The sequence below is a fragment of the Nocardia vermiculata NBRC 100427 genome (assembly GCF_001613265.1).
GTDB lineage: Bacteria > Actinomycetota > Actinomycetes > Mycobacteriales > Mycobacteriaceae > Nocardia > Nocardia vermiculata.
The window spans coordinates 24,488-47,453 of sequence record NZ_BDCA01000029.1; the positions used below are offsets into that span (position 1 = coordinate 24,488).

The window sequence follows — 22,966 nt, forward strand, 5'->3', positions numbered from 1 at the left end:
GAGGCATGACGATGAGTGACGGCGATGCGCAGATAGAGGACGTGCTGGCGCTGGCTCCGCTGCAGGAGGGACTGTTCTCGCTGTCCCACCTGTCCGGGGACGACGATGTGTACACGATCCCGTTCGTCGTGGATATCGACGGACCATTGGACGGCTCCCGCATGCGGCGCGCCATGGAGGCGCTGCTGCGTCGGCATTCGAATCTGCGAGCGGTGTTCTGGGACGAGGACCTGCCTCGCCCGGTGCAGATCGTACCCAGTGACGTCGAATTGCCGTGGTCGGAGATCGATTCGGCGCCCGAGGAACTGGATACGGTGACCGCCGCCGAGATACGCCGTGGTTTCGATCTGAGCCGGGGGCCGGCGCTGCGGGTCCTGCTGGTGCGGGTGCCCTCGGACGGCGCCGGGGTCGAGCGGCGCCGGATGATCGTCACGATGCACCACATCCTGATCGACGGCTGGTCGCTCGGACTGTTCTTCACCGAACTGCGTGCCTTGTACGGGTCCGGAGGCTCCGCGCGGGAGCTGCCGCCGGTGCGTCCGTACCGCGATTACATTGCCTGGCTGGCCGCCCAGGACATGGCATCGGCTCAGCAGCGCTGGGTGGAGTATCTGGGCGTCGTCGACGGGCCGTTGATGGTGGCCGACGGCGGTGCGGCGATGGGCATCGACAGCGCCGAGGTGTCGGCGCCGGCCGAGATCACTCGCTTCACTCTCTCGGCCGACGAGACCGCTCGGGTACGCACCTGGGCACGAACTCAGGGCCTGACGCTGAACACCGTGGTCCAGTTCGCCTGGACGTTGGTGCTGTCGCGGCTGACCGACCGCAGCGACGTCGTATACGGGACCGTCGTCACCGGGCGGCCGGATCAACTGCCCGGCGTGGAACACATCATCGGCCTGTTCCTCAATACCGTCGCGGTGGCGTTCCGGCTGGATCCCGACGGATCCGCGGCTGCCGAATGCGCTCGGCTGCAACGAGAATCGGCTGCCATGCGCGAGCTCGGATATCTGAGTCTGTCGGCGGTACAACGCGCGGCCGGGCACGGCGCACTGTTCGACACCATGTTCGTCTTCCAGAACGCGCCCATGGAGGAGGCGTTCAACGACGCCACCCTGGACGGCGGTGTCACGCTGCGCCCGGTGATGACCGAGAACCTCACGCATTACCCGTTGACGGTGGTCTCGCATCTGCTGGGGGACGAGCTGATGGTGGTCGTGGAGGCGGTTCGTGAGTCGGTGCCGTATCTGCCGGACGATATCGGCGCGGCCATGCTTGCCGTGCTGCGCGAGTTGCCCGAATCCACCCACACCAGGTGTGCGGAGCTCGAGGTACTGCCGAGGCCCGATGCGCAGGCGCTGTTGCGTGCCTCGACCACGGCGTCGGTGGCAGATCTCGACACCGTTTCTGCCACCTCGATTTTCACATTGTTCGCGCGGCAAGCGGCGGCGACGCCGGACGCGGTGGCACTGACCACCGACGACGTCGTCCTGACCTACCGTGAACTGCACGAGCAGTCGGCGCGGCTGGCCGGGGAACTGATCGCCGCCGGGATCGGGCCGGAACGCGTGGTCGCGGTATTGCTGCCGCGGGGCCCGCGCGCGATCGTCACGGTCCTGGCGACCCTGGCCGCCGGCGGCGCCTACGTGCCGGTGGACCTCGCATTGCCCGCGGCGCGGATCGAGTCGATTCTCCGGCAATCCGCACCGCAGCTGGTAGTGACCGATACCGATCACGGCGCACTGCTCGACGAGGACGGAGCACCCCTGTTCGAGGAGCACCGGGTGCTGCGGCTCGACGACCCACGGGTCGCGCGACGGATCGATACCCGGCCGTCGGAACCGCCGGAATCCGCCGGGCACTCCGCGGGCAGCGCCTACCTCATCTTCACCTCGGGCTCGACCGGTGAGCCGAAGGGCGTCATCGGCACCCATGAGGCCGTGATCAGCTATTTCCTGGATCATCGGGAGCGGGTGTACCGGCCCGCGGTGGCGCGGTTGGGGCGGAAACTGCGGATCGCGCACGCCTGGTCGCTGAGTTTCGACGCGTCCTGGCAGCCGCTGATCGGACTGCTCGACGGTCACGCACTGCATCTGTTCGACGACGAGGCGATGCGGGATGCGCACTGCCTGGTCGCGGGGATGGACCGCTACGGCCTGGACATGATCGACACCACGCCGTCGCTGTTCCGGCAGTTGACCGCCGCCGGACTGCTGCGTCGTCCGCCGGCGGTGGTCGCCCTGGGGGGCGAGGCCATCGACTCGCAGCTGTGGGAGCAGCTGCGCGCGCTGCCGGAGGTAGCCGTGCACAATTGCTACGGGCCTACCGAGACCACGGTCGAGGCGGTGGTAGCGGATGTGAGCACGATCGACGCCGCCGAGCCGCACGCGGACGCACCGACCATCGGTACCCCCACCGCCGGCACCTCGGGATATGTTCTCGATTCCCGGTTGCGTCCGGTACCGGTCGGGGTGATCGGCGAATTGTATGTGGCCGGACCGCAGTTGGCTCGTGGTTATGCGGCCCGCCCGGGCGGCACCGCGGACCGTTTCGTGGCCGACCCACTACACGCGGGTGGCCGGATGTATCGCACCGGCGATCTGGTGCGCCGGCGTAGCGACGGCCGGTTGACCTACCTGGGACGGGCCGACGCACAGGTCAAGGTGCGTGGGTACCGGATCGAGATCGGCGAGGTCGACACCGCGTTGCGGATGCTGCCGGAGGTCGCGGCCGCCGCGGCCACGGTGCTGCGCCGCGGGGCGGGCGCCGGGCTCGTCGGATTCGTCGCCGGTGCACCGGGGTCCGCCCTCGACCCGGTGGCCATGCGGGCGGCGCTGGCGAAGCGGTTGCCCGCCTACATGATTCCCTCGCGCATCGTGGTTGTGCCGCGGCTGCCGGTGACGGTGAACGGCAAGCTCGATGTGCGCGAGCTGGAGCGCCTGGCCGAGAATGCGCTCGGCGACGGCAGTGGTGCTCGAAAGACGCCGCCGGCCACGCCGACCGAGAAGACACTCGGCGCGCTGATCGGAGAGGTGTTCGAGGGCCGCGCACCCGGCGTGGACGAGGACTTCTTCGCGCTCGGGATGGACAGCATCGTCGCCATCGCCCTGGTGAACCGGGCTCGCCGCGCCGGACTGGCGGTGAACGCCCGCACGGTACTGGCCAATCCCACCATTCGTGATCTCGCCGCGGCGCTGGACCGTGGTGTGACACAGGTGTCTTCGGGCGACGGGGAGACCTACGGACAGGTGCCGCCGCTGCCGATCGTGTCGTGGATGTTCGATCACGGGAACTATCGGCGGTTCACCCAGAACATGCTGCTCACCGTTCCCGAAGGGGTGACCCGGGCCGATCTCACCACCATGCTGCAGACGGTGCTCGACGGTCACGATGTGCTGCGGTCACACCTGACCCACACCGCCGCCGGTCCGCGCCTGATCACCCGCGAACCCGGAGCTGTCCAGGCCGCGGAGGTGCTCACCTGGATCGTCGATATCCCCGCGGCCGCCGGTGGGGCGGACCTACGCGACGCCACGCACGCCGCACTCGAGGAGATCGACCCGGACACCGGAAATATGGTGCGCGCGGCCTGGTTCCGCCGCCCCGCCGGTGGTGATCTGCTGTTCCTGGCCATTCACCATATCGCCGTGGACGTGGTGTCGTGGCATATTCTCACCTCCGATCTGACCGCGGCCTGGGAGCAGATCTGTTCCGGCGCCACACCGAAAGTGCTCGACGAACCCACCTCGTACCGGGCCTTCTCGCAGCTGCTGTGGGAGCGGGCGGACAACGTGGACTCCCGGACGCGGCAACGCGACTATTGGGCGGCCCAGGTGCAGGCGCCGGATCCCGCGATCGGTCACCGCAAACCCGATCCCGCGGTCGATACCTGGGCCTCGTTGCAGGCCACCATGATTCGCACGCCTACTGCCACGACCGCGGCGGTGCTGCGGACCGCTTCCCGGGATGAGGGCGTGCGCGAAGCCCTGCTCACGGCGCTGACCATCACGCTGGCGTCGTGGCGCCGGGGTCGTGGCCAGGATCCCACCGACGGTGCGCTGATCGCTCTGGAGAGCCACGGGCGGGCGGACGAGGTGATCGGGGCCGATACGTCCGGAACGGTGGGCTGGTTCACCACGGTCTTCCCGGTTCGACTGGGCGCGGGCGCCTCCACCGTCGATATCGATACCGCCGAGGTCGATCCGGTGGCGGTACGGCGACTGCTCACCGAGATAACCGGACATATCGCTGAAATCCCGTTTAACGGACTGGATTTCGGGCTACTACAGCAAGTAGCGGGAGTTTCCGAACTCGCCGGAGTAGCCGAGCCACAGGTCGAATTCAACTACCTGGGGCGTGCCGACCTGATGCGCAACGACAGTGCCGACTGGTCGATCGTCACCGACGAAACCTTCGCCGATGCCATGCCCATCGCGCCGGAGCCGGACCTCCCGCTGCGCTATGCACTCGATGTCGTTGCCGGTGTCGAGGGTGGTCCGGACGGGCCCGTGCTGACAACCCAATGGCGCTGGAGTTCAACGCTGTTCACCTCTGAAGATGCTGTTCGACTGGCGGCGCTGTGGAATCGCAGCATCGCCGCAGTCGCCGCCGCAGTCGACCACTGAGGCGTTCCGACCGACACCGTCCGCAGGGGGCGACGAAGGGACGATATGCATAAACCGGGATGGATCAGGAAGTTTCACAAACCCGGAACCTCGGGCAGTCCGCCGCTACTGATATTTCCGCACGCCGGGGCCGGGGCGTCGACGTACCGGAAGTTTTCCAAAGCATTCAGCGCGCATTTCGACGTGATCGTATTTCAATATCCCGGACGGCAGGACCGGGCGAGCGAACCGTTACCGGTCTCACTTCCCGATATCGCCTCCGGTGCGCTGCACGAATTCATCGGCTCGGCCTTCCATCGCAGTACCCCGATCTACACCTTCGGGCACAGTATGGGCGCGCTGGTGTCGTTCGAATTCGTCCGGATGGCCGAGGCCGCCGGAATCGACGTGCGATTGCTGACCGTGGCCGCGGCGGTGCCGCCGTGCCGCGCCGACACTCGCCCGCGCACACCCACCGGAGACGAGGACCTGCTCGATCACCTCGCCATGCTCGAGGGCACCGGCGGAGATGTGCTCGGAAACCGAGAGATCATGCGGCTGGCCCTGCCGGTGTTGCAGGCAGACCACCGCGCCTGCGATGCGTATTCCGGACCGGCGGACGCCCGGCTGCGTGCGGCGGTACACGCGCTGGGCGGCGACCGCGACCCGATCGTCTCCGTCGCGGATCTGCACGGATGGCGCAAACATGCGGCCGACACCGAAGTATCGGTGTTCGAGGGCGGTCATTTCTTCCACAACGATCACATCGATGCCATCGCCGAATCGACGGCCGGAATCGCCGGATCCGGGTAGCTCCCGGATCGATGTGACACCGAATTTCGGCGCGGCCGAGCAGTTCGACCGATAGCAAACTACAGCGGGGAGCAGCGATGACATCGGCGACGAAAGAAGACGTCGACCACATAGTAATTTCCGGGATGGCGGTCGAGGCGCCGGGCGGAATAGACGGACCGGCCGAGTTGTGGTCGGCCCTGACGGACGAGCGGGAATTGATCGGCCCGTTTCCGCGGGACCGCGGCTGGCCGGTCGAGGAAATGCTGTCACTGTCGGAATTGGACGGCTGGGGCGCGGTACCCGATGCCGGCGGATTCCTGGATCGGGCGGCATCGTTCGACCCGGCATTCTTCGGTATCGGCCGGCACGAGGCACTCGCCACCGACCCCCAGCAGCGCGTGGCACTTCGCGTCGCCTGGAAGGCCCTGGAGAACTCCGGCATCAATCCCGTCGCAGTCGAGGGTGAAGAGGGCGGCTGTTTCATCGGTACCTTGCCGATGGAATACGGTCCGCGCGGTGCCGAGGTCAACGACTACAGCGGATACCGGGTGGTCGGGCAGGTGACGATGAGTGTCGCCGGCCGGGTATCGCACTGCCTGGGATTGACCGGCCCGTCGCTGACCGTGGACACCGCATGCACCTCGTCGCTGACCGCGCTCCATCTGGCCGCGGCCGCGGTCCGCTCGGAGGAATGCGACTGGGCGCTGGCCGGTGGTGTGTGCGTGATGGGTTCGCCGATCCTGTTCTACGAATTCGCCAAACACAATGCGCTGTCGTCCGACGGACACTGCCGCTCCTACGCCGACGACGCGACCGGGACCCTCTGGGGCGAGGGGGCCGGGTTCGTGCTCGTGGAGCGCGAATCACGGGCCCGCCGGCTCGGGCACCGCGTGTACGCGCGCATCCTCGCCTCCGCGCAGAATCACAACGGGAAGGGTAAACCGATCCTGTCACCGCGGGTGGAAGCGCAGGAGCGGGTGATTCACAAGACGTTCCGGCTGGCAGGCATCGACCCGGCCGAGGTGGAGATGATCGAGGGGCACGGCACCGCCACCCGCGCGGGTGACCCCGTGGAGCTCACCGCATTGCAGAACACCTACGGTGCCACCGACTCGGCACCGCTGCTCGGCTCGCTGAAATCGAATATCGGGCACAGCCAGGCCGCGGCCGGTGTGCTCGGCCTGATCAAAGTGCTGCTGGCCGGACAGCACGGCCGGATTCCGGCCAGCCTGTATGCCGAAAAACCCACCACGAAGGTGAATTGGGACCGCTCGAGCCTGCGCTTGGCCACCGAGTCACAACCCTGGCGAGCTCGACGCGGCAGACGCTGGGGCGCGGTGTCCGCCTTCGGGGCCGGCGGCGCCAACGCACACACGATCGTCGAGATGCCGGAGCGCGAGGAGACCGCCGATGTCTGAGTACCGTCTGCCGGACGGCACCGTTCCGGTTCTGGTGTCCTCCGACAGTCCCGCCGTGCTGGGACGTGAGGCCGCCACGCTGCTGACCTATCTCGGTGATCACCCGGAGGTGACGCCGGAACGCGTCGCCGACATGCTGTTCCGCACCCGGGCACCACGCCGGCACCGTGCGCTCGCCATGGCCGGAACCAGAGCCGAGCTGATCACCGCACTGCAGGCGGTCGCCGAGGACCGCACTCACCCCGCGGTGATCCGGCCCGAGGTACCGGCCACCGCGCGCCGCCCTGGATTCGTCTTCCCCGGTCAGGGCGGACAACGGCCCGGGATGGGTCGGCTCTTCTACGACCGGGTCCCCGCTTTCCGCGACGAAATCGACCGGTGCACAGCACTTTTCGAAGAGTTTTTCGGCGAATCGCCGCGGGCGTATCTGCTGGATTCCGACAGCGCCGATGCGGACGGAGCGGACGACACCGCCCGGATCGTGCAGCCCGCGTTGTTCACTCAGATGGCCGGTCTGGCGGCGATGTGGCGGGCCGCCGGAATCGGACCGGAGCTGGTGGTCGGGCACAGTCAGGGCGAGATCGCGGCCGCATACGTCTCCGGTGCGATGACACTCGCCGATGCGGTACTCGTGGTCGGTACCCGCGCCCGCGCGGTGGATACCATCTCCTCGGATCGGTATGCCATGGCCGTCGCCGCCGCGAGCCGCGAAGAATGCGAACGCCTGCTCGCCCGCAACTCGGGCTGGGCGCAGGTGTCGGTGATCAATTCACCTGGCCTGGTGGGGATCTCGGGGGAGCGGCACACGGTCTGCGAGGTGGTGGACACCCTCACCGGGCGCGACCGCTTCGCTCGCCTGATCCGGGTGGGGTATCCCGCGCATACCGATCGGGTCGCGGAATTTCGTACCGAGCTGCAGGACGCAGTCCGTGGCCGGCTCGCCAACCAGCAGTTTCTCGAGTCCGAAATACCCTGTCTGGGCGCTACTCTCGGCGACGTGATCATCCCGGATCTGCCGGTGGACGAATACTGGTTCTGGAACCTGCGCAATCCGGTCCGTTTCGATCTCGCGATCGAGGCCGCGCTGGCGCGAGAGGTCGACACCTTCGTCGAGCTGGCCGATCATCCGACGCTGGCACTGTCGGTGCAGGAGAACATCACCGTCGCCGGCGCCGCTGCCACCGTCACCGCCACCTCGGTGCGTACCGCTGCCGACCTGTCGGAATTCACCCGCAACCTGGCGAATCTGGCGGTGGCGGACCTCCGCTACGAGTGGGATGCGCTGCGTATCGATACCGCACCGCCCACGCTGCCACTGCCCGATTTTCCGAATACCGGGATGAACGAGCAGCGACTGTGGTTGCCCTACAACGATTCCGCCGCGTCCGCACCGGCGCTTACCGCGCGGCGGACACCGGTGGCGTCCGAGCCGGTACGGGAGCTCACGACCGCTGGGCCGCAGGTGGTGGTCGAACAGTGGCAACGCCCGCAGCGGAGGTCGCTGAGTGCGCCCTGCACCCTCGCGGTCGTCGACCACACCGGTGCCTGTGCAGAACTGGCTGCCGCATTGTGTGACGAAGCCGAGAATCAGGGGGCGGTGGCACGCCGGATCGACGTGGCGTCCCGGCCGGACACCGGAGATGCGGACACGGTTGTCGTCCTGCTGCCGGGCAAGGCCGGCCCGGACGCCGTCGGCGAGGTCGCGCGATTCTTCGGTGAGCGAGAGTGGTGGTTCGACGCCGCCACCGAGGTGAAGCAGTGGTGGCTCGTCACAGTCGGCGCCGAGTCGGTGCTTGCACAGGACCCACCACCGGAGCCGGTACCCGCCGCTGTTGCCGCGGGCTTCCGTTGCCTGGGCGGCGAATACCCGGGCATCGCGTTCCGGCATCTGGATCTGCCCGCCGGTGCGGGCGGTGCGGCGGATGCCGCGGCCGTCGTCACCGCACTGCATACTGCGCGGGAGCCCGAACTGGCGCTGCGTGACGGAGCGACCTATGTGAAGCGGCTGGTCGAGCCGGCGCCCGCACAATCGGTCGAGGTACCGAGCCATGTGCTGATCATCGGCGGCACCGGCGGGGTGGGGCTCGAATACTGCCGGCACTTCGCCGAGGCCGGGGCGCATCGGATCACGCTGGTCAGCCGGTCGGGCGCCGGGGCGGCGGCCGACCGGATCGCCGCGATCGGCGCCGCCTCCGGTACCGATATCCGCGTCGTGGCCCATGATGTGGGTGAGGTGGCGTCGGTCGCTGCCCTCGCGGACGAATTACGTGCCACGCCGGTGGATTTCGTGCTGCACGCGGCTGCCGACATCGCCGAGCTGACCAATGTCGAGCTGACCGAGGTGACACCGGATCGGGTGGAGCGGGCCCTGCGCGGGAAGGTCACGGGCATCACCGCCGTGCTGACCGCGCTGACACTGTCCGAGCAGTGCCGCGTCCTGCTGTGTTCGTCGCTGGCGGCGAGTATCGGCGGGCGCGGGATGGCGGTCTACGCGGCGGCGAACCGGATGCTCGACGCCATGGCGTACCGGCTGCGTGCCGACGGGATCCGTGCGGTGTCGATCCAGTGGGGCTGGTGGTCGACGCATCGAGGCGCGGGTACCTCCGAGGCCACTGTGCTGGAGAGGGTGGGGTATCGCCCGATGCCGCCCGACCCGGCAATCACATTGAGCCTGACCGAATTACCGGCGAACGCCATCATCGCCGCCTTCGACTGGGAACGCGGCCGCTCGGTACTCGGTCAATTCGGCTACGGTCCACTGCTGACCGATCTGCGCACGCCGGAGCTCGACGGCGATATCGAGCCGGAGCCGCAGCGCGGAGCAGCCGACTCCGCTCCGGCGCCGGACCGGGTGCTGCGCATCCTCACCGATGTCATCGGCGCGGACGACCCGGCCGGGATCGATACCGCCGCACCCCTGGTAGCTGTCGGCCTGGATTCGTTGCAGGCATTGGAGATGCGCCGCCGCGTCGACGAGGAGTTCCACTACGAACTGCCCGTCGCCGATCTGATCGGCGGGGCCTCGCTCGACGATGTCCTACGGATGCTCGGCGCGGGGCCGTCGCCGGTGGGAGCAGGCTCGCCTGCTGCGGCACCGGAACGGGCGCACCGACGGCCGGCGGGAGGTGGGTGGTGAGGCCTGCGGTCCTCGACCAGCACATCTTCATGATCGTTCGGGAGGGATGATCCGATGCCGCAGGCTGCGCGCCCACCCCCCTTCAGCGGGAGGGTCGTCGGGTATATTAGGTTTGCCTCACCTACCTAAGGCTGCTGGTGCGGCGGGGCCGAGGCCGGACGACCTTGCACAGAGAGATGCGTGATATGGCAACAACACCCGGTTGGATTCGACAGTTTCACAAGCCGCGTGCGGCGGTCGCACCGTTGGTGATCTGTCCACACGCGGGCGGCGGCGCCTCGACCTATCGGTCGTTCTCCAAACAGCTGCGCGACCACTTCGACGTGGTCGTGCTGCAGTATCCGGGCCGGCAGGACCGCGCCCGGGAGGCGGCGTTGGGCACACTGCCGCAGGTCGCCGCCGGTGCGTTCGACGAATTCACCCGCTCGCCGTGGAACCGGGATGAGCCGATCACCGTTTTCGGGCACAGCATGGGCGCGATCGTGGCCTTCGAATTCGCACGTCTCGCCGAGGCCGCGGGGGTCCCGGTACGGTTGCTGGCGGTCTCCGGGGCGGTGGCGCCCTCGCGGGTCGTGGATATGCCCGCTCACCCGACCGAGGACGAACAGCTGCTCGACCACCTCGTCGGATTGCAGGGCACCGGTACCGATGTGCTGGGCAACCGCGACCTGATGGCCATGGCGCTGCCGGTGCTGAAGGCCGACTACGCGGCATTCGACCAGTACACCTGCCCGGAAGATGTGCAGCTGCACACCCCCATCCAAGCCATGGGCGGCAGCGACGACGAATTCGTGACGATGGGTGAGCTCTACGGCTGGCAGCGCCACACCAGCGCGGAGCTGGCGGTCGACATGTTCGACGGGGGCCATTTCTACCTGCATGATCAGGTCGAAGGCATTTCGGAACTGCTCGCCGCGGAGCTGGAGACCGCGAGATGAGCGAGCAGGACCCCATCGTCGTCACCGGTATCGGCATCGACGCACCCGGCGGGATCGACACGCCGGCGCAGTACTGGAGCGCGCTCGCCGAATCCCGCGATCTGATCGGCCCGTTCCCCCGGGATCGTGGCTGGCCGATCGAGCGGCTGCTGACCCTGGGGGAAGTCGAGGGCTGGTCGGAGGTCCGCGACGCCGGCGGATTCCTCTACACCGCCGGTGAATTCGATCCGATGTTCTTCGGGATCACCCCGCGGGAAGCCGTGGCGATGGATCCGCAGCAGCGCGTCGCCTTGAAGGTGGCGTGGCGTGCGCTCGAGCATGCCGGAATCAACCCCGGCGCGCTCGACGGCGCGGACGTCGGCTGTTTCATGGGCGCCTCGGTCACCGAATACGGACCCCATGCGGCCGAGGTGAACGAGTACAGCGGTTATCGCGCCACCGGCACCGCACTCGGCGCGGTCGCCGGGAGAATTGCCAACTGTCTCGGCCTGGCCGGCCCGGCGATGGTGGTCGATACCGCCTGCGCGTCGTCGCTGTCGGCCCTGCACCTGGCCGCCGGCGCGATTCGCAACGACGAATGCGAATGGGCACTGGCCGGTGCGGTCTGCGTCATGGGCTCGGCCGGCGCATTCTTCGAGTTCTCCAAGAACAACGCCCTGTCCACCGATGGGCAGTGCAAGCCGTATTCGGCCGATGCCGACGGCACCCTGTGGGGTGAGGGTGCCGGCGTCGTCGTGCTGGAGCGCGAGTCCCGCGCTCGTGCGCTCGGCCACCGGATCTACGGCCGGGTCCTCGCGACTCGGGTCAACCACAACGGCGGCGGCGCACCGATCGCGGTCCCAAGTTCCGCGGGACAGGAGCGGTTGATCCGGAAAACCGTCGAGGTCGCAGGTATTTCCCCGGACGTCGTCGGCATGATCGAGGGACACGGCACGGGTACCGCGGTCGGTGATCCGCTCGAACTGACGGCGCTGCAGTCGGTGTACGGCGGCGGTGCCGCCCGGCTCGGCTCGGTGAAATCCAATCTCGGCCACGCCCAGGCCGCCGCGGGCATGCTCGGCCTGATCAAGGTGCTGGTGAGCGGGCTGCACGGATTCATCCCACCCACTCGTTTCGCCGACAATCCCAGCCCCGAGGTGGATTGGGCAGCCACCGGATTGCGGCTGGCGGCCAAACTCGAGCCGTGGGAGCCGCAGGCCGGCATGCGCTACGGCGCCGTCTCGTCGTTCGGTGTTTCGGGCACGAATGCCCATGCGCTGCTGGCCGTCCCGGCTGTGGAAGAGGAGAACCATGTCTAGCTACCGACTTCCGGACGGCAGCGTCCCGGTGCTGCTGTCCTCGGACACCACGGACACATTGACTCGCGAAGCCGCAGCGATCGCCGACTATGTGGCCGAACACGACACCGTCGGCCCGGACCGGGTGGCGGACATGCTATTTCGCACCCGTACCGCCCGTCGCTACCGGGCATTGATCATGGCCACCGATCGCGAGAGCCTGCTCGGCGCGTTGCGTGCCGTCGCGGCCGGAGCAGCTCATCCCGATGTCGTTGTCGGATCCCGGGCTGCCACCGCGAGCCGGGTGTCCTATGTCTTTCCGGGCCAGGGGAGCCAGCGCCCCGGTATGGGCCGGATGCTCTACGACCGTTCCGAGGCCTACCGTACGGCGGTCGACGAATGCGACAAGGTCTTCCACGAACTGAAGCAGCGCTCACCGCTGCCGTATCTGCTGGATGCGGACCTGCCGGCCGACGACAGCGCGAGCACCGTACAGCCGGCGCTGTTCATGCAGATGATCGGCGTGGCGGCGATGTGGCAGGCCGTGGGTGTGCATCCCACATCGGTCGTCGGCCATTCCCAGGGGGAGATCAGTGCGGGATACGTCGCCGGGGCACATACTCTGCCCGATGCGGTCCGCGTCGTCACCTCCCGCGCCCGGATCGTGGACGGGGAAAAGCTGACCGGATACACGATGGCGGTAGTCGGCATCGACCGCGACGAATGTGAGGACCTGCTTGCCCGGCAGGCGGGATTCGCGGAACTGTCGGTGGTCAACTCCGAGCACATCCTCGCCATCTCGGGTGAACGTGACGCGGTGCGCCAGATCGTCGAAGCGCTCAACGCGGCCGGAAAATTCGCCAAGGAGATCCGGGTTCAGTATCCGGCGCACACCTCCTATGTCAGCGGATTCCGCGAGATCCTGAACCGTACCGTCGGCAATGATATGGACAACTTCTCGTTCCTGCCCGCCGAGGTCGATTTCATCGGCGGCACCTTCGGTGATCGGGTCGAGATCGACCAGTCCGTGCTGGACTACTGGTATCTGAACCTGCGTAACCGGGTTCGCTTCGATCGCGCCATCGGGGTGGCCGCCGACCGCGGCGCCGACACCTTCATCGAGATCTCCGAACACCCCACGCTGATGCTGGCGCTGCAGGAAAATCTTGCCACCGCGTCGGCGGCGCGCCCGATCGAGATCCTGGGCACCTCCCGGCGCACCGCCGAAGATCTGCGGGAATTCACCCGGAACTTGGCGACGATCGCGGTGCACGATGCCGGCTTCGCCTGGGAAGCCCTGCGCGAGAGCCCTTCCGGTGCTACGCCCGCGTTGCCCCTGCTCGATTTCCCCAGTACGCAGATGAGCCCGAAGGTGCTGTGGGCGCCGTACCCGTACGCGGCGAAGACGGATGCGTCGGTTGTGGATTCGCCGCAGACGCGCGGATCTCGGGGTACCGACGGCACCGTGGTACCGCAGCGGTACGTGGAGCAATGGACCCGCCTGCGGCGTCGCAAGCTGATCGCACCCCGCACCATCGCACTGGTCGACCCCACCGGCGCCTACGCCGAGCTCGTTACCGCAATCGGCGCGGCCGCACCGCGCAACGGAGCCACCGTCGTCGAATACGGCGCCGGTTCCGGCTACGACACCCTGGTAATCCTCGCTCCGCCGGCCACCGCCACCACTCCGGCCGGTGTTGCCGAGGACCTGGCCACCTTCCTCGGCACGCCCGCCTGGCCGGCCGGCCTGTCCGGCGCCGCCGACATCTGGCTGGTGACGACCGGCGGTGAACAGGTGACCGAGGACGAGATTCCCGATCCGCTCCATGCCGCGGCCCAGGCCGGATTCCGTTGCCTGGCCGCCGATCACATCGGCACCGGCATCCGCCACGTGGACCTGAGTGCGGACGCCACCGCCGATCCCGCCGGTGCGGCCAAGGCACTGGTCGGCGCGCTGCACATCGCTGGTGAACCCGAGCTCGCGGTGCGGGACGGCGGTGTGTACGCCAAGCGACTGATTCTCGACGACAACGCCGACGACGAGCCGCCGACCGGTACCGACCTCCGCGAGGTGGTGATCGTCGGGGGCACCGGCAAACTCGGGCTCGACTTCTGTGAATACCTCGCCGCAGCAGGTGCCGCGCGTATCACGCTGGTCAGCAGAAGCGGCGGTGACTCCGCGGCGATGGCGCGCATCCTGGATATCCAGCAGCGCACCCGGACCGAGATCGTGCGTGCGAGCTGCGATGTCGGTGACGAATCCGCGGTGCGCGAACTCGGGACGCGCTTCGACGGCGCGCCGGTCACGCTGCTCCTGCATGCGGCCGTGGACTACTCGGCCGCCGAGGCCGACGTGACGCCCGATACGGTGCGCGCCGCCGCGACCGCCAAATCGGTAGCGCTGGAACATCTGGTGCGCGGATTGCCGCTCGCCGACGACGCCCGCATCCTGCTCTGCTCCTCGTTGTCGGCGACGATCGGCGGACGCGGACATCGGGTGTACGCCGCGGTCAATCGCCTGCTCGACGCTGCTGCCGCGCGCTATCGGGCCGAGGGGCTGCGCTGTAGCTCGGTGCAGTGGGGACTGTGGCGTGCGGTCGGCGCGGACAATGCCGACGCGCTGGCAAAGATCAGCGGTACCGGTCTGCAGCCGATGGACGCTGCGACGGCGGTGACGGCCGGGCTCGCCCGCGATTCGGCCAATGTGCTGGTCACAGCGGCCGATTGGGGGCGAATCCGGGAGCTCTACACGGTCTTCGGTTACCAGCCGCTGTTCAGCGACCTGCCCGACCCCGAGCCGGACCCCGCACCTCCCGCGGCGGCGGACCCTGCGAAAACCGCTGTGGTGGAGCAGAACTCCGCAGCGCCAGATGGCGAAACCGGCACCGAAGCCGCGACGCCGGTGGATACCGGTGCGCCGGTGGACACCGGTGCGGCGGTGCAATCGGCACTGCGTGTGGTGATGGGATTGGGCGCCGCCGAGGCGATCGACGGATCGATTCCGTTGGTGGCACTCGGGCTGGATTCGCTGCAGGCCCTGGACCTGCGTAAACGGGTCGAAACCGAACTCCGGCGCGATCTGCCGGTCACTGCGATACTCGGCGGAGCATCGCTGGACGAGGTCGTCGCGCTGCTCGGCTGATCGCCGCCGCGCGCCGGGGGATCGACTGCTGTGACTCCATCCCTGCCCTGCCGCTCGTAGGGGAGGGGTGGAGTTGCCGCTTTAATTAGGTTAGCGTTACCAAAGTAATTGGGGCTTGTCGTCTTCAGACGGAGAACATTGTGTCGGAACCAGTGGGAGAACCGGGCGGGATCTCGGGAGCGGACACCGCGATCGTCGTCGAATCGGTGGAGAAATCCTTCGGTGATGTAAAAGCCCTGCGGGGCATCACCTTCAGCGTGCCCACGGGCAGTGTGCTCGGGGTGCTGGGGCCCAACGGGGCCGGTAAGACCACGACCGTATCCATCCTGTCGACCCTCACCCGGCCCGACGCCGGCCGGGCCGTCGTCGCCGGATACGACGTGGTGACAGACGCCGCGCGAGTGCGGTCGTCGATCATGCTCACCGGGCAGTACGCGGCGCTGGACGAAATGCTCACCGGGCGCGAGAACCTGGTGCTGTTCGGCCGGTTGATGGGATTGCGCCGCAAGGCCGCCGCCGCACGCGCGGTGGAACTGCTCGAACAGTTCGCACTGACCGAGGCCGCTGATCGCCGGGTCGGCCAGTATTCCGGCGGTATGCGCCGCCGCATCGATATCGCCTGTGGGCTGGTGCGTCCGCCGCGCGTGGTGTTCCTCGACGAACCCACCACCGGCCTGGACCCGGTGAGCCGGCAGAGCCTGTGGTCGCTGGTGCGCTCACTCAAGGAACAGGGCGTCACGATCCTGCTCACCACCCAGTACCTCGAGGAGGCGGACGCGCTCAGCGACAACATCATCGTCGTCGACAAGGGCACCGTGATCGCCGAGGGCACCGCCGATCAGCTCAAGGCCCGCGCGGGCGACAGCTACTGCGAGGTGGTCCCGGTCGATGCCGGTGACGTGCCGGCCGTGGTCACCGCGCTGTCCGAACTCGGTGAGCCCACCGTCGCCGAGTCCCGGGACCGGGTGTCGATCCCGGCGCCGGGCGGCGCGGCGACCCTCTCGCAGGCACTGGAGCGGATCACCGCCGCCGATATCGAGCTGATCGATATCGCGCTGCGCCGGCCCTCGCTGGACGAGGTCTTCATCCAGCTGACCAAGCCGACCGTGGGGGCGAAGGTATGACGGTCGCCACCGAATCGGCTGCCACGCCGGAGGTCGCCGACGACGACTTCCGGGTACCGGCCTGGCTGCAATTGGGAGCGCTCAGCGGGCGCAGTGCCCGGACCGCGCTGCGCGAGGGCGATGTGGTCCTCGCCTTCTTCCAGCCGCTGGTGTTCTTCGTCTGCTTCTACGTGCCGCTGCGCCGATCGCTCGAGGTGCCCGGGGTCGACTACGCCCAGTACCTGCTGCCCATCATCGCGGTGTTCGCGATGTTCTTCGCATCGATGTTCGCCGGAGACCGGGCCGCGCGCGAAGTCGTCGGCGGCATGTCGACCCGGTTGCGGTCGATGCCGGTACCGGCCTGGATCCCGGTCACGGCCCGTACCTCCGCGAATCTGATGCGGGTGGTGACCGCCCTCATCGGTGCGCTGGTGGTCGGCACGATCTTCGGTTTCCGCTTCCACTCCGCCGGTGCTGCCGTGATCTTCGTGCTGGTGGTGCTGGCCTTCGGGACCGGACTGGTGGTCGCGACCGACGCGCTCGGCACGGTCACCCGCAACTCGGAGATCAGCGGCACCGTGCTGTTCGGCCCGCAACTGCTGCTGGTGATGACCTCGACCGGGTTCGTCCCGGCCGAGGGGTTCCCGGGCTGGATCCAGCCCTTCGTCCGTAACCAGCCGGTCTCCCAGATCACCGCGGCACTGCGCGGGCTGGCCGAGGGCCGGTACGTCTCGGAACTGGCCGTAGCCCTGGTGTGGATCGCCGGCCTGCTGGTCGTGGGCGCGGTTCTGGCCGTACGAGCGGAAGGACGCCGGGCGTAATGAGCGAAGCGAACACCACAGTGAGCGCGCCGACCGATCCGGCCGCGGGTGACGACGCGATGCGAGTGGATCTCTCCGGCGCGCGGGAATTCGACACCCAGCCGGGTACGGGTGGGCTCCCGGCACAGGCCCTGGTCGAGGCCGGACGGCTGTTGCGGCGCTGGTCGCGGCAGCCGGAGGTGATCACCTCCACGCTGATCTTCCCGATTCTGCTGCTGCTCATGTACGACCTGGTGCTGAAGAAGTCGCTCGGCGCGATGAACGGCACCGACCCCATCTACGGATTCGTGCCGATGATCGCGGTCGCCGGCGCCATGTACGGCGCGATGGGTACCGGTCTGTCACTGTTCGGTGAGCGGGAGAGCGGCCTGTTGCGCCGGTTCTGGGTGCTCCCGATCAGTCGTTCGGCCGGGCTCACCGGCCGGCTGCTCGCCGAATGCGGCCGGGCACTGGCCGCCACCGTCGTGGTGGTGGTCGTCGGCATGATCCTGGGGCTGCGCTTCCAGGAGGGCTGGGCCGGACTGCTGGGCGTCCTGGTGGTCCCGGTCATCGTGATCGCCGGGTTCACGCCGGTGGTGGTGATGGTCGGGGTGAGCAGTGTGGGCGACAAGGTCACCCAGCTGTTCGCGATCGTGGTGCTGGTCGGGATGTTCTTCAACTCGGGCTTCGTTCCGGTGCAGAACTACCCCGGCTGGCTGCAGCCGATCGTGCGTGGCCAGCCGATGAGCTGCGCCATCGAGGCGATGCGCAACTTCACCCTCGGTGGCCCGGTGCTGGTTCCCTTCCTGCAGACCGTGGCCTGGGCCGCCGGCCTGATCCTGGTCTTCGGCGGCCTCGCCGTCCGTGGTTACCGCCGCGCCGTCCAAGCCTGACCGAACTGCCGATATACACCCCGTCACAACCCGTCTCCCGTGCGCGACAGTCGTTCGGGAGACGGGTTTTCGGCGTATTCCTGGAACTCACCTGCCCGGCCCGGGCGACGCCGGCGGATGCCACGAGCACGTCGTGTCGCCGATTACCGCCGTCCGGGAGCGTCCAGCGGTTACTCTCGAATGTCGGCAGTTGTTCGTTCTCGCATGGTGTTGCAGGCCCAGCACAACCACGAAGACCACGAAACCCTCGAGCCCCGCAAATCCGACGCCGGACCGTTGCTCCGGCGTGGTGGGAGGAGCCGTTCGCGATGGTGATTGTCGAGTCGGTAGACCGTTCCAGCCCGGTGCGGCGAAGGCCCGCCCCGGCCTACGGGGGTGGTGTGCGATGACGGCGCCCTCACCTCTCAACGGCGGTGAACCCGCCCTGTTGAACGGCGCGGTGACCCTGGTCGAAGGCAGCACCTTCTGCCTGTCCGACCGGGTCGGCGATGTGGAATCGGGCACCTCGCAGGGCCTGTTCTATCACGATGCCCGGGTCGTATCGCGCTGGGAGCTACGGGTGGACGGGCAGCGGCTGGAACCGCTGTCGGTGCTGAGTCCGGAGGCTTTCACCGCGCGTTTCATCCTGCGTCGCCCGCCGCGTTCCGGTGCCGCGGACTCGAGTCTGCTGGTGGTGCGTGAGCGGCTCGTGGCCGACGGCATGCGCGAGACCATCGTGCTGGAGAATCTCGGTCGCGAACCCACCGCGGTGGTGCTGGAACTACGCGCCGACGCCGATTTCGTGGATCTGTTCGCGGTCAAGGAGGGGCGGGCCGGGCACGGCCACGCCGAATTACTGGTCACCGACAACGAACTGCTGCTCAACGATCGCTCGGACCGCGCCCGTGGCCTCGCGATCTCCTCCTCCGAGCTGCCGATCGTGATGCCCGGTTCGCTGACCTGGCGCATCGTGGTGCCGGCGACGGGACGCTGGCAGACCGAGGTGCTCGCGCAGCCGACGGTCGCCAATCAACGAGTCCACGTCGCGATGCGTCCCGGAGAGCATTACCGCTCCAGTGAGCCCGGCCGCAAAATGGCCGCCTGGCGTGATACCGCGACCAAACTCACCACCGGGGACATCGAGCTCACCGCGATTCTGCAACGCACCGAAAGCGATCTGGGCGCCCTGCAGATCCGGGAGGAACGTCGGCACCGCACCTTCGTCGCCGCCGGCGCACCCTGGTTCATGACCTTGTTCGGCCGCGATTCCCTGCTCACCGCGTGGATGGCGTTGCCGCTGGATTCCTCGCTGGCACTGGGCACCATGCAGCAGCTGGCCGAGATGCAGGGGCAGCAGGTGGATGCGCTCACCGAGGAGGAGCCGGGCCGGATCATGCACGAGATCCGGCGCGGCCCGTCCGGCGGGCTAGCCCTGGGCGGTGAGGTCTACTACGGAACCGTCGACGCCACACCACTTTTCGTGATGTTGCTCGCCGAAACACGCCGCTGGGGAGCATCACCGGAGGCCGTGCAGGCGCTGCTGCCCGCCGCCGACGCCGCGCTGGACTGGATATCGCATTTCGGCGATCGCGACGGCGACGGTTTCGTCGAATATCAGCGCGCCACCGACCGCGGCCTGATCAATCAGGGCTGGAAGGACAGTTTCGACGGCATCAACGATGCCTGCGGCAACCTGGCCCAGGCCCCGATCGCCCTGTGTGAGGTGCAGAGCTACGTCTACGCGGCGCTGCGGGCGCGGGCCGAACTGGCCGAGGAATTCGGCCAGGACGAGAAGGCCGGCCAGCTGCGCGATCGTGCCGCCGAAATGCGCACCAAGTTCGCGGAATCCTTCTGGATGCCGGAAAGGGGCTGGTATGCGGTCGCGCTGGACGGCGGCAAGCGCCGGGTCGACGCGCTGACCAGCAATATCGGCCATTGTCTGTGGTCGGGCATCGTGCCCGACGATCACGCCGAGCAACTGGTGCATCAGCTCTCCACTGCGGAGATGGACTCCGGATTCGGCCTGCGCACCCTGTCTTCGGCGATGGGCGCATTCAATCCGATGAGCTACCACAATGGTTCGGTGTGGCCGCACGATACGGCGATCACCGTGGCCGGGCTGCTGCGCTATCGGCACATCCCCGGCGCGGTCGATCTGGCGACCCGGCTGACCAACGGATTGCTCGATGCGGCAACCGCTTTCGGTGGCAGGCTGCCGGAGCTGTTCTGCGGGTTCCAACGCTCTCGGTTCTCCGCCCCGGTACCGTATCCGACCTCCTGCTCACCACAGGCCTGGTCGAGTGCGGCGCCACTGCTCCTGGTCCGGTCGTTCCTGGGGCTGGACCCCGATGTACCGCACCGCACGGTGGCCGTGCTGCCGCACGTCCCGCCACGCTGGGGCCGGGTCGAACTCACTGACCTACGCCTCGGCGGCACCACCGTGGACCTGGCCGTCGACGGCGACCAGGTCACCGCCACCAACCTGCCGGAGGACTGGCGACTGATCACCCACTGAGTGACGGGGCCGGGTGCCCCGGCCGTGGTGGGGCGCCCGGTTATGCGCTGGTCCTCACAGGGTTACGCGCTGGTCCTCGGGCAGAAACAGTGTGTCGCTCTGTTGCACGCCGAAGGTGGTGTAGAACTCCGGAAGATTGCGTACGACCTGGTTGCAGCGGAATTCGCCGGGTGAGTGCGGGTCGGTCGCCACCTGCTGAGCCAGGGCCTGCTCGGTCTGCTTCTCCCGCCAATTGCGGCCCCACGACTGGAACAGTGGCGTGTAATCGGGCGCGTTGTGCCCGGCCTTGCCCTCTTCGATCCGGAATGCGGCCAGCGAGATCATCAGGCCGCGGATATCGGCGAGGTTCTCGCCGACGGTGAGTTCACCGTTGACGTGCGAACCGGGCGGCAACCCCTGGGGTACCAGCGTGTTGTATTGGTCGACAACCTGTTTCGTCTTGGCCTCGAAGGCCTTCAGGTCCTCGGGGGTCCACCAGTCCTCGCGGTTGCCCTCGCCGTTGTATTTGGCGCCCTGATCGTCGAAGCCGTGGCCGATCTCGTGGCCGATGGTGGCGCCGATCGCACCGTAGTTCACCGCGGGCAGCGCGTCCGGATCGAAGAACGGCGGCTGCAGAATCGCGGCGGGGAAGTTGATGGAGTTGGAGGTGGGCTGGTAGTAGGCGTTGACGGTCTGTGGTGACATCGCCCACTCGGTCTTGTCCACCCGGGTGCCGAGCTTGTTCACCGCGCGCTCGGCCTCGAAGGCCTCGATCGCGAGCAGGGATTCGACCAGCTTGCCGCGGGTGATCTTCAGTTTCGAATAGTCCACCCACTTGTCCGGGTAGCCGATCTTCACCGTGATCTTGTCCAGCTTGGCCAGCGCCGCTTCCCGCGTCTTCGGCGACATCCACTCCGAGTTGCGGAAGTTCTCCCGGTAGGCGGCGAGCAGATTGTCCACCAGTTGCTCGGCGCTCTTCTTCGCCTTGGGCGGGAAATGTTTCTCCACGTACAGCTTGCCGAGCTGTTCCCCGAGGTTGGCATCGACCACACCCACGGCCGATTTCCACAGGTCCGGACGTTGTTCGATGCCGACGGTGGCCTTCAGATAGTCGAAGTTGGCGTCGGAGAGTTCGGTGTTGAGGTACTTGGCGTACTGACGCAGCAGGGCGAGTTTCAGCCATTCGCGCCAGGTGTCGATCGGCACCTCTTTCCACAGTGCTCCGGCGGCGGTGACGAACGACGGTTCGCCGACCACCACCTTCGCGAACAGATCCTTGGGGCGGTCGGTCACCCCCTTCAGCCACGGATCCCAATCGAATTCCGGTGCGAGGGCGGTCATTTCGTCCCACGACATCAGGTTGTAGGTGGCGTCGGCATCGCGGGTGCGCACGTTGTCCCAGAAGGCTGCGGCAATGCGTTTCTCCAGGTCGAGCGTGCGTTCCCCGGCGCCGTCGGCGAGTTTCGCCCCGGTGGCCAGTGTGTTCAGCAGGGTGCGATAGGCCGCGAGCTGGTCGGCGAACTGCGGATCGTCGTAGTACTGCTCGCTCATGCCGATCCCGGACTGCCCGACCGTGGCGATGTAGGCGTTCGAGTCCTTGCGGTCGATGCCGATACCGATCCCGATCAGCCCGCCCAGCGGGAGCGCGCCCATCACCTGCGCCAGATCGGCCTTGGTCGCGGCGCCGTCGATCCGGTCGAACAGCGGCTGCAGGGGAGTGGTGCCCAGTGTCTCGAGCGTGTCCAGATCCATCCGTGCGTCGAACAGGTCGCGGATCTGCTGGGCCTCGGATCCGTCCTCCGGATCGTGGATGCCGTCGATGACCTCGCGCAGCTGCCCCTCCACCCGATCCGACACCTCGGCGAAGGTGCCGTAGGAAACCTTGTCCGGCGGCATCTGGTAGGTCCGCAGCCAGGTGCCGTTGATGTGGCGGTACAGATCGTCCTGCGGGCGCACGGCCTGATCGACACCGGAGAGATCGGGGCCGGTCAGCGGCTTGGGTTTCGTATCGTCACGGTCGCAGGCGACCAGCGCGGCGGCGACCGGCACCGCACCGAGCGCGATCAGGAACGAGCGGCGCCCCAGGCGGGCCGGACCGGACGATGTCACAAAAGTTCCTCTCCCCGACGGCAGGTAGTCTGCGGACAGAGGCTAACCGAACGGGCTGAGCTGCGCCTGAATCGTCGCCGCCTCCGGAGTGGGAAGCATTCCATCGACGCCCGGATTTGGGCGCTACCTGCGGCTTGGCTACACTTGTCGGGTTGCCTGCGGGTGTTGTACCCGCACTTCGGCCGCGAACCCACAGTGGTTGATTCTCTCGAATCATGCATAACCGCTGGCAGGCGCTGCCCCGCGGAGCTCGCGGAGCGGGCCGTCAAGGTCCGTCG

At 67.8% G+C, this 22,966-nt stretch carries 12 protein-coding genes; 11 read left to right on the top strand and 1 reads right to left on the bottom strand.

Annotation, left to right across the window (positions count from 1 at the left end; genetic code table 11):
- Positions 1-5 precede the first annotated feature (5 nt).
- The 11 genes from NV2_RS24415 (at position 6) to NV2_RS24465 (ending at position 20,600) form a co-directional block, all read left to right on the top strand.
- The gene (locus NV2_RS24415) at positions 6-4,625 is read left to right on the top strand and encodes a non-ribosomal peptide synthetase (protein ID WP_067879004.1); all 4,620 of its coding nucleotides are present in this window, start codon (positions 6-8) and stop codon (positions 4,623-4,625) included.
- A 45-nt stretch (positions 4,626-4,670) separates the two neighbouring features.
- Positions 4,671-5,417 (top strand): thioesterase II family protein, encoded by a 747-nt coding sequence (locus NV2_RS24420; protein ID WP_067879007.1) that lies wholly within the window; start codon positions 4,671-4,673, stop codon positions 5,415-5,417.
- Between the two features lie 77 nt (positions 5,418-5,494).
- On the top strand, positions 5,495-6,817 hold the full coding sequence (locus NV2_RS24425) for a beta-ketoacyl [acyl carrier protein] synthase domain-containing protein (protein WP_067879010.1): 1,323 nt from the start codon (positions 5,495-5,497) through the stop codon (positions 6,815-6,817).
- 55 nt (positions 6,818-6,872) lie between these two features.
- On the top strand, positions 6,873-9,953 hold the full coding sequence (gene nbtC / locus NV2_RS24430; RefSeq protein WP_245662764.1) for a nocobactin polyketide synthase NbtC: 3,081 nt from the start codon (positions 6,873-6,875) through the stop codon (positions 9,951-9,953).
- 185 nt (positions 9,954-10,138) lie between these two features.
- Positions 10,139-10,891 carry a thioesterase II family protein gene (locus NV2_RS24435; RefSeq protein ID WP_067879155.1) on the top strand — a complete coding sequence of 251 codons (753 nt, stop codon included), beginning with the start codon at positions 10,139-10,141 and terminating at the stop codon, positions 10,889-10,891.
- Positions 10,888-12,189 carry a beta-ketoacyl [acyl carrier protein] synthase domain-containing protein gene (locus NV2_RS24440; protein WP_067879013.1) on the top strand — a complete coding sequence of 434 codons (1,302 nt, stop codon included), beginning with the start codon at positions 10,888-10,890 and terminating at the stop codon, positions 12,187-12,189. Before NV2_RS24435 ends, NV2_RS24440 begins: the two co-directional genes overlap by 4 nt.
- Positions 12,182-15,310, top strand: a complete 3,129-nt coding sequence (nbtC, locus tag NV2_RS24445; protein WP_084475393.1) for a nocobactin polyketide synthase NbtC — start codon at positions 12,182-12,184, stop codon at positions 15,308-15,310. The genes NV2_RS24440 and nbtC (NV2_RS24445) overlap by 8 nt, the downstream gene beginning before the upstream one ends.
- 170 nt (positions 15,311-15,480) lie before the next feature.
- Positions 15,481-16,434 (top strand): daunorubicin/doxorubicin resistance ABC transporter ATP-binding protein DrrA, encoded by a 954-nt coding sequence (locus tag NV2_RS24450; RefSeq protein ID WP_067879161.1) that lies wholly within the window; start codon positions 15,481-15,483, stop codon positions 16,432-16,434.
- Positions 16,431-17,234 carry an ABC transporter permease gene (locus NV2_RS24455; RefSeq protein ID WP_067879016.1) on the top strand — a complete coding sequence of 268 codons (804 nt, stop codon included), beginning with the start codon at positions 16,431-16,433 and terminating at the stop codon, positions 17,232-17,234. Before NV2_RS24450 ends, NV2_RS24455 begins: the two co-directional genes overlap by 4 nt.
- The gene (locus NV2_RS24460; RefSeq protein ID WP_245662761.1) at positions 17,234-18,106 is read left to right on the top strand and encodes an ABC transporter permease; all 873 of its coding nucleotides are present in this window, start codon (positions 17,234-17,236) and stop codon (positions 18,104-18,106) included. Before NV2_RS24455 ends, NV2_RS24460 begins: the two co-directional genes overlap by 1 nt.
- Before the next feature lie 385 nt (positions 18,107-18,491).
- Complete coding sequence (locus NV2_RS24465) at positions 18,492-20,600, top strand: amylo-alpha-1,6-glucosidase (protein WP_067879019.1); 2,109 nt, start codon at positions 18,492-18,494, stop codon at positions 20,598-20,600.
- 54 nt (positions 20,601-20,654) lie between these two features.
- Here NV2_RS24465 and NV2_RS24470 read toward each other — a convergent pair whose 3' ends face one another.
- A complete protein-coding gene (locus NV2_RS24470; RefSeq protein ID WP_067879022.1) occupies positions 20,655-22,688 on the bottom strand; it encodes a M13 family metallopeptidase in 2,034 nt (677 codons plus the stop codon).
- Positions 22,689-22,966: the final 278 nt, after the last annotated feature.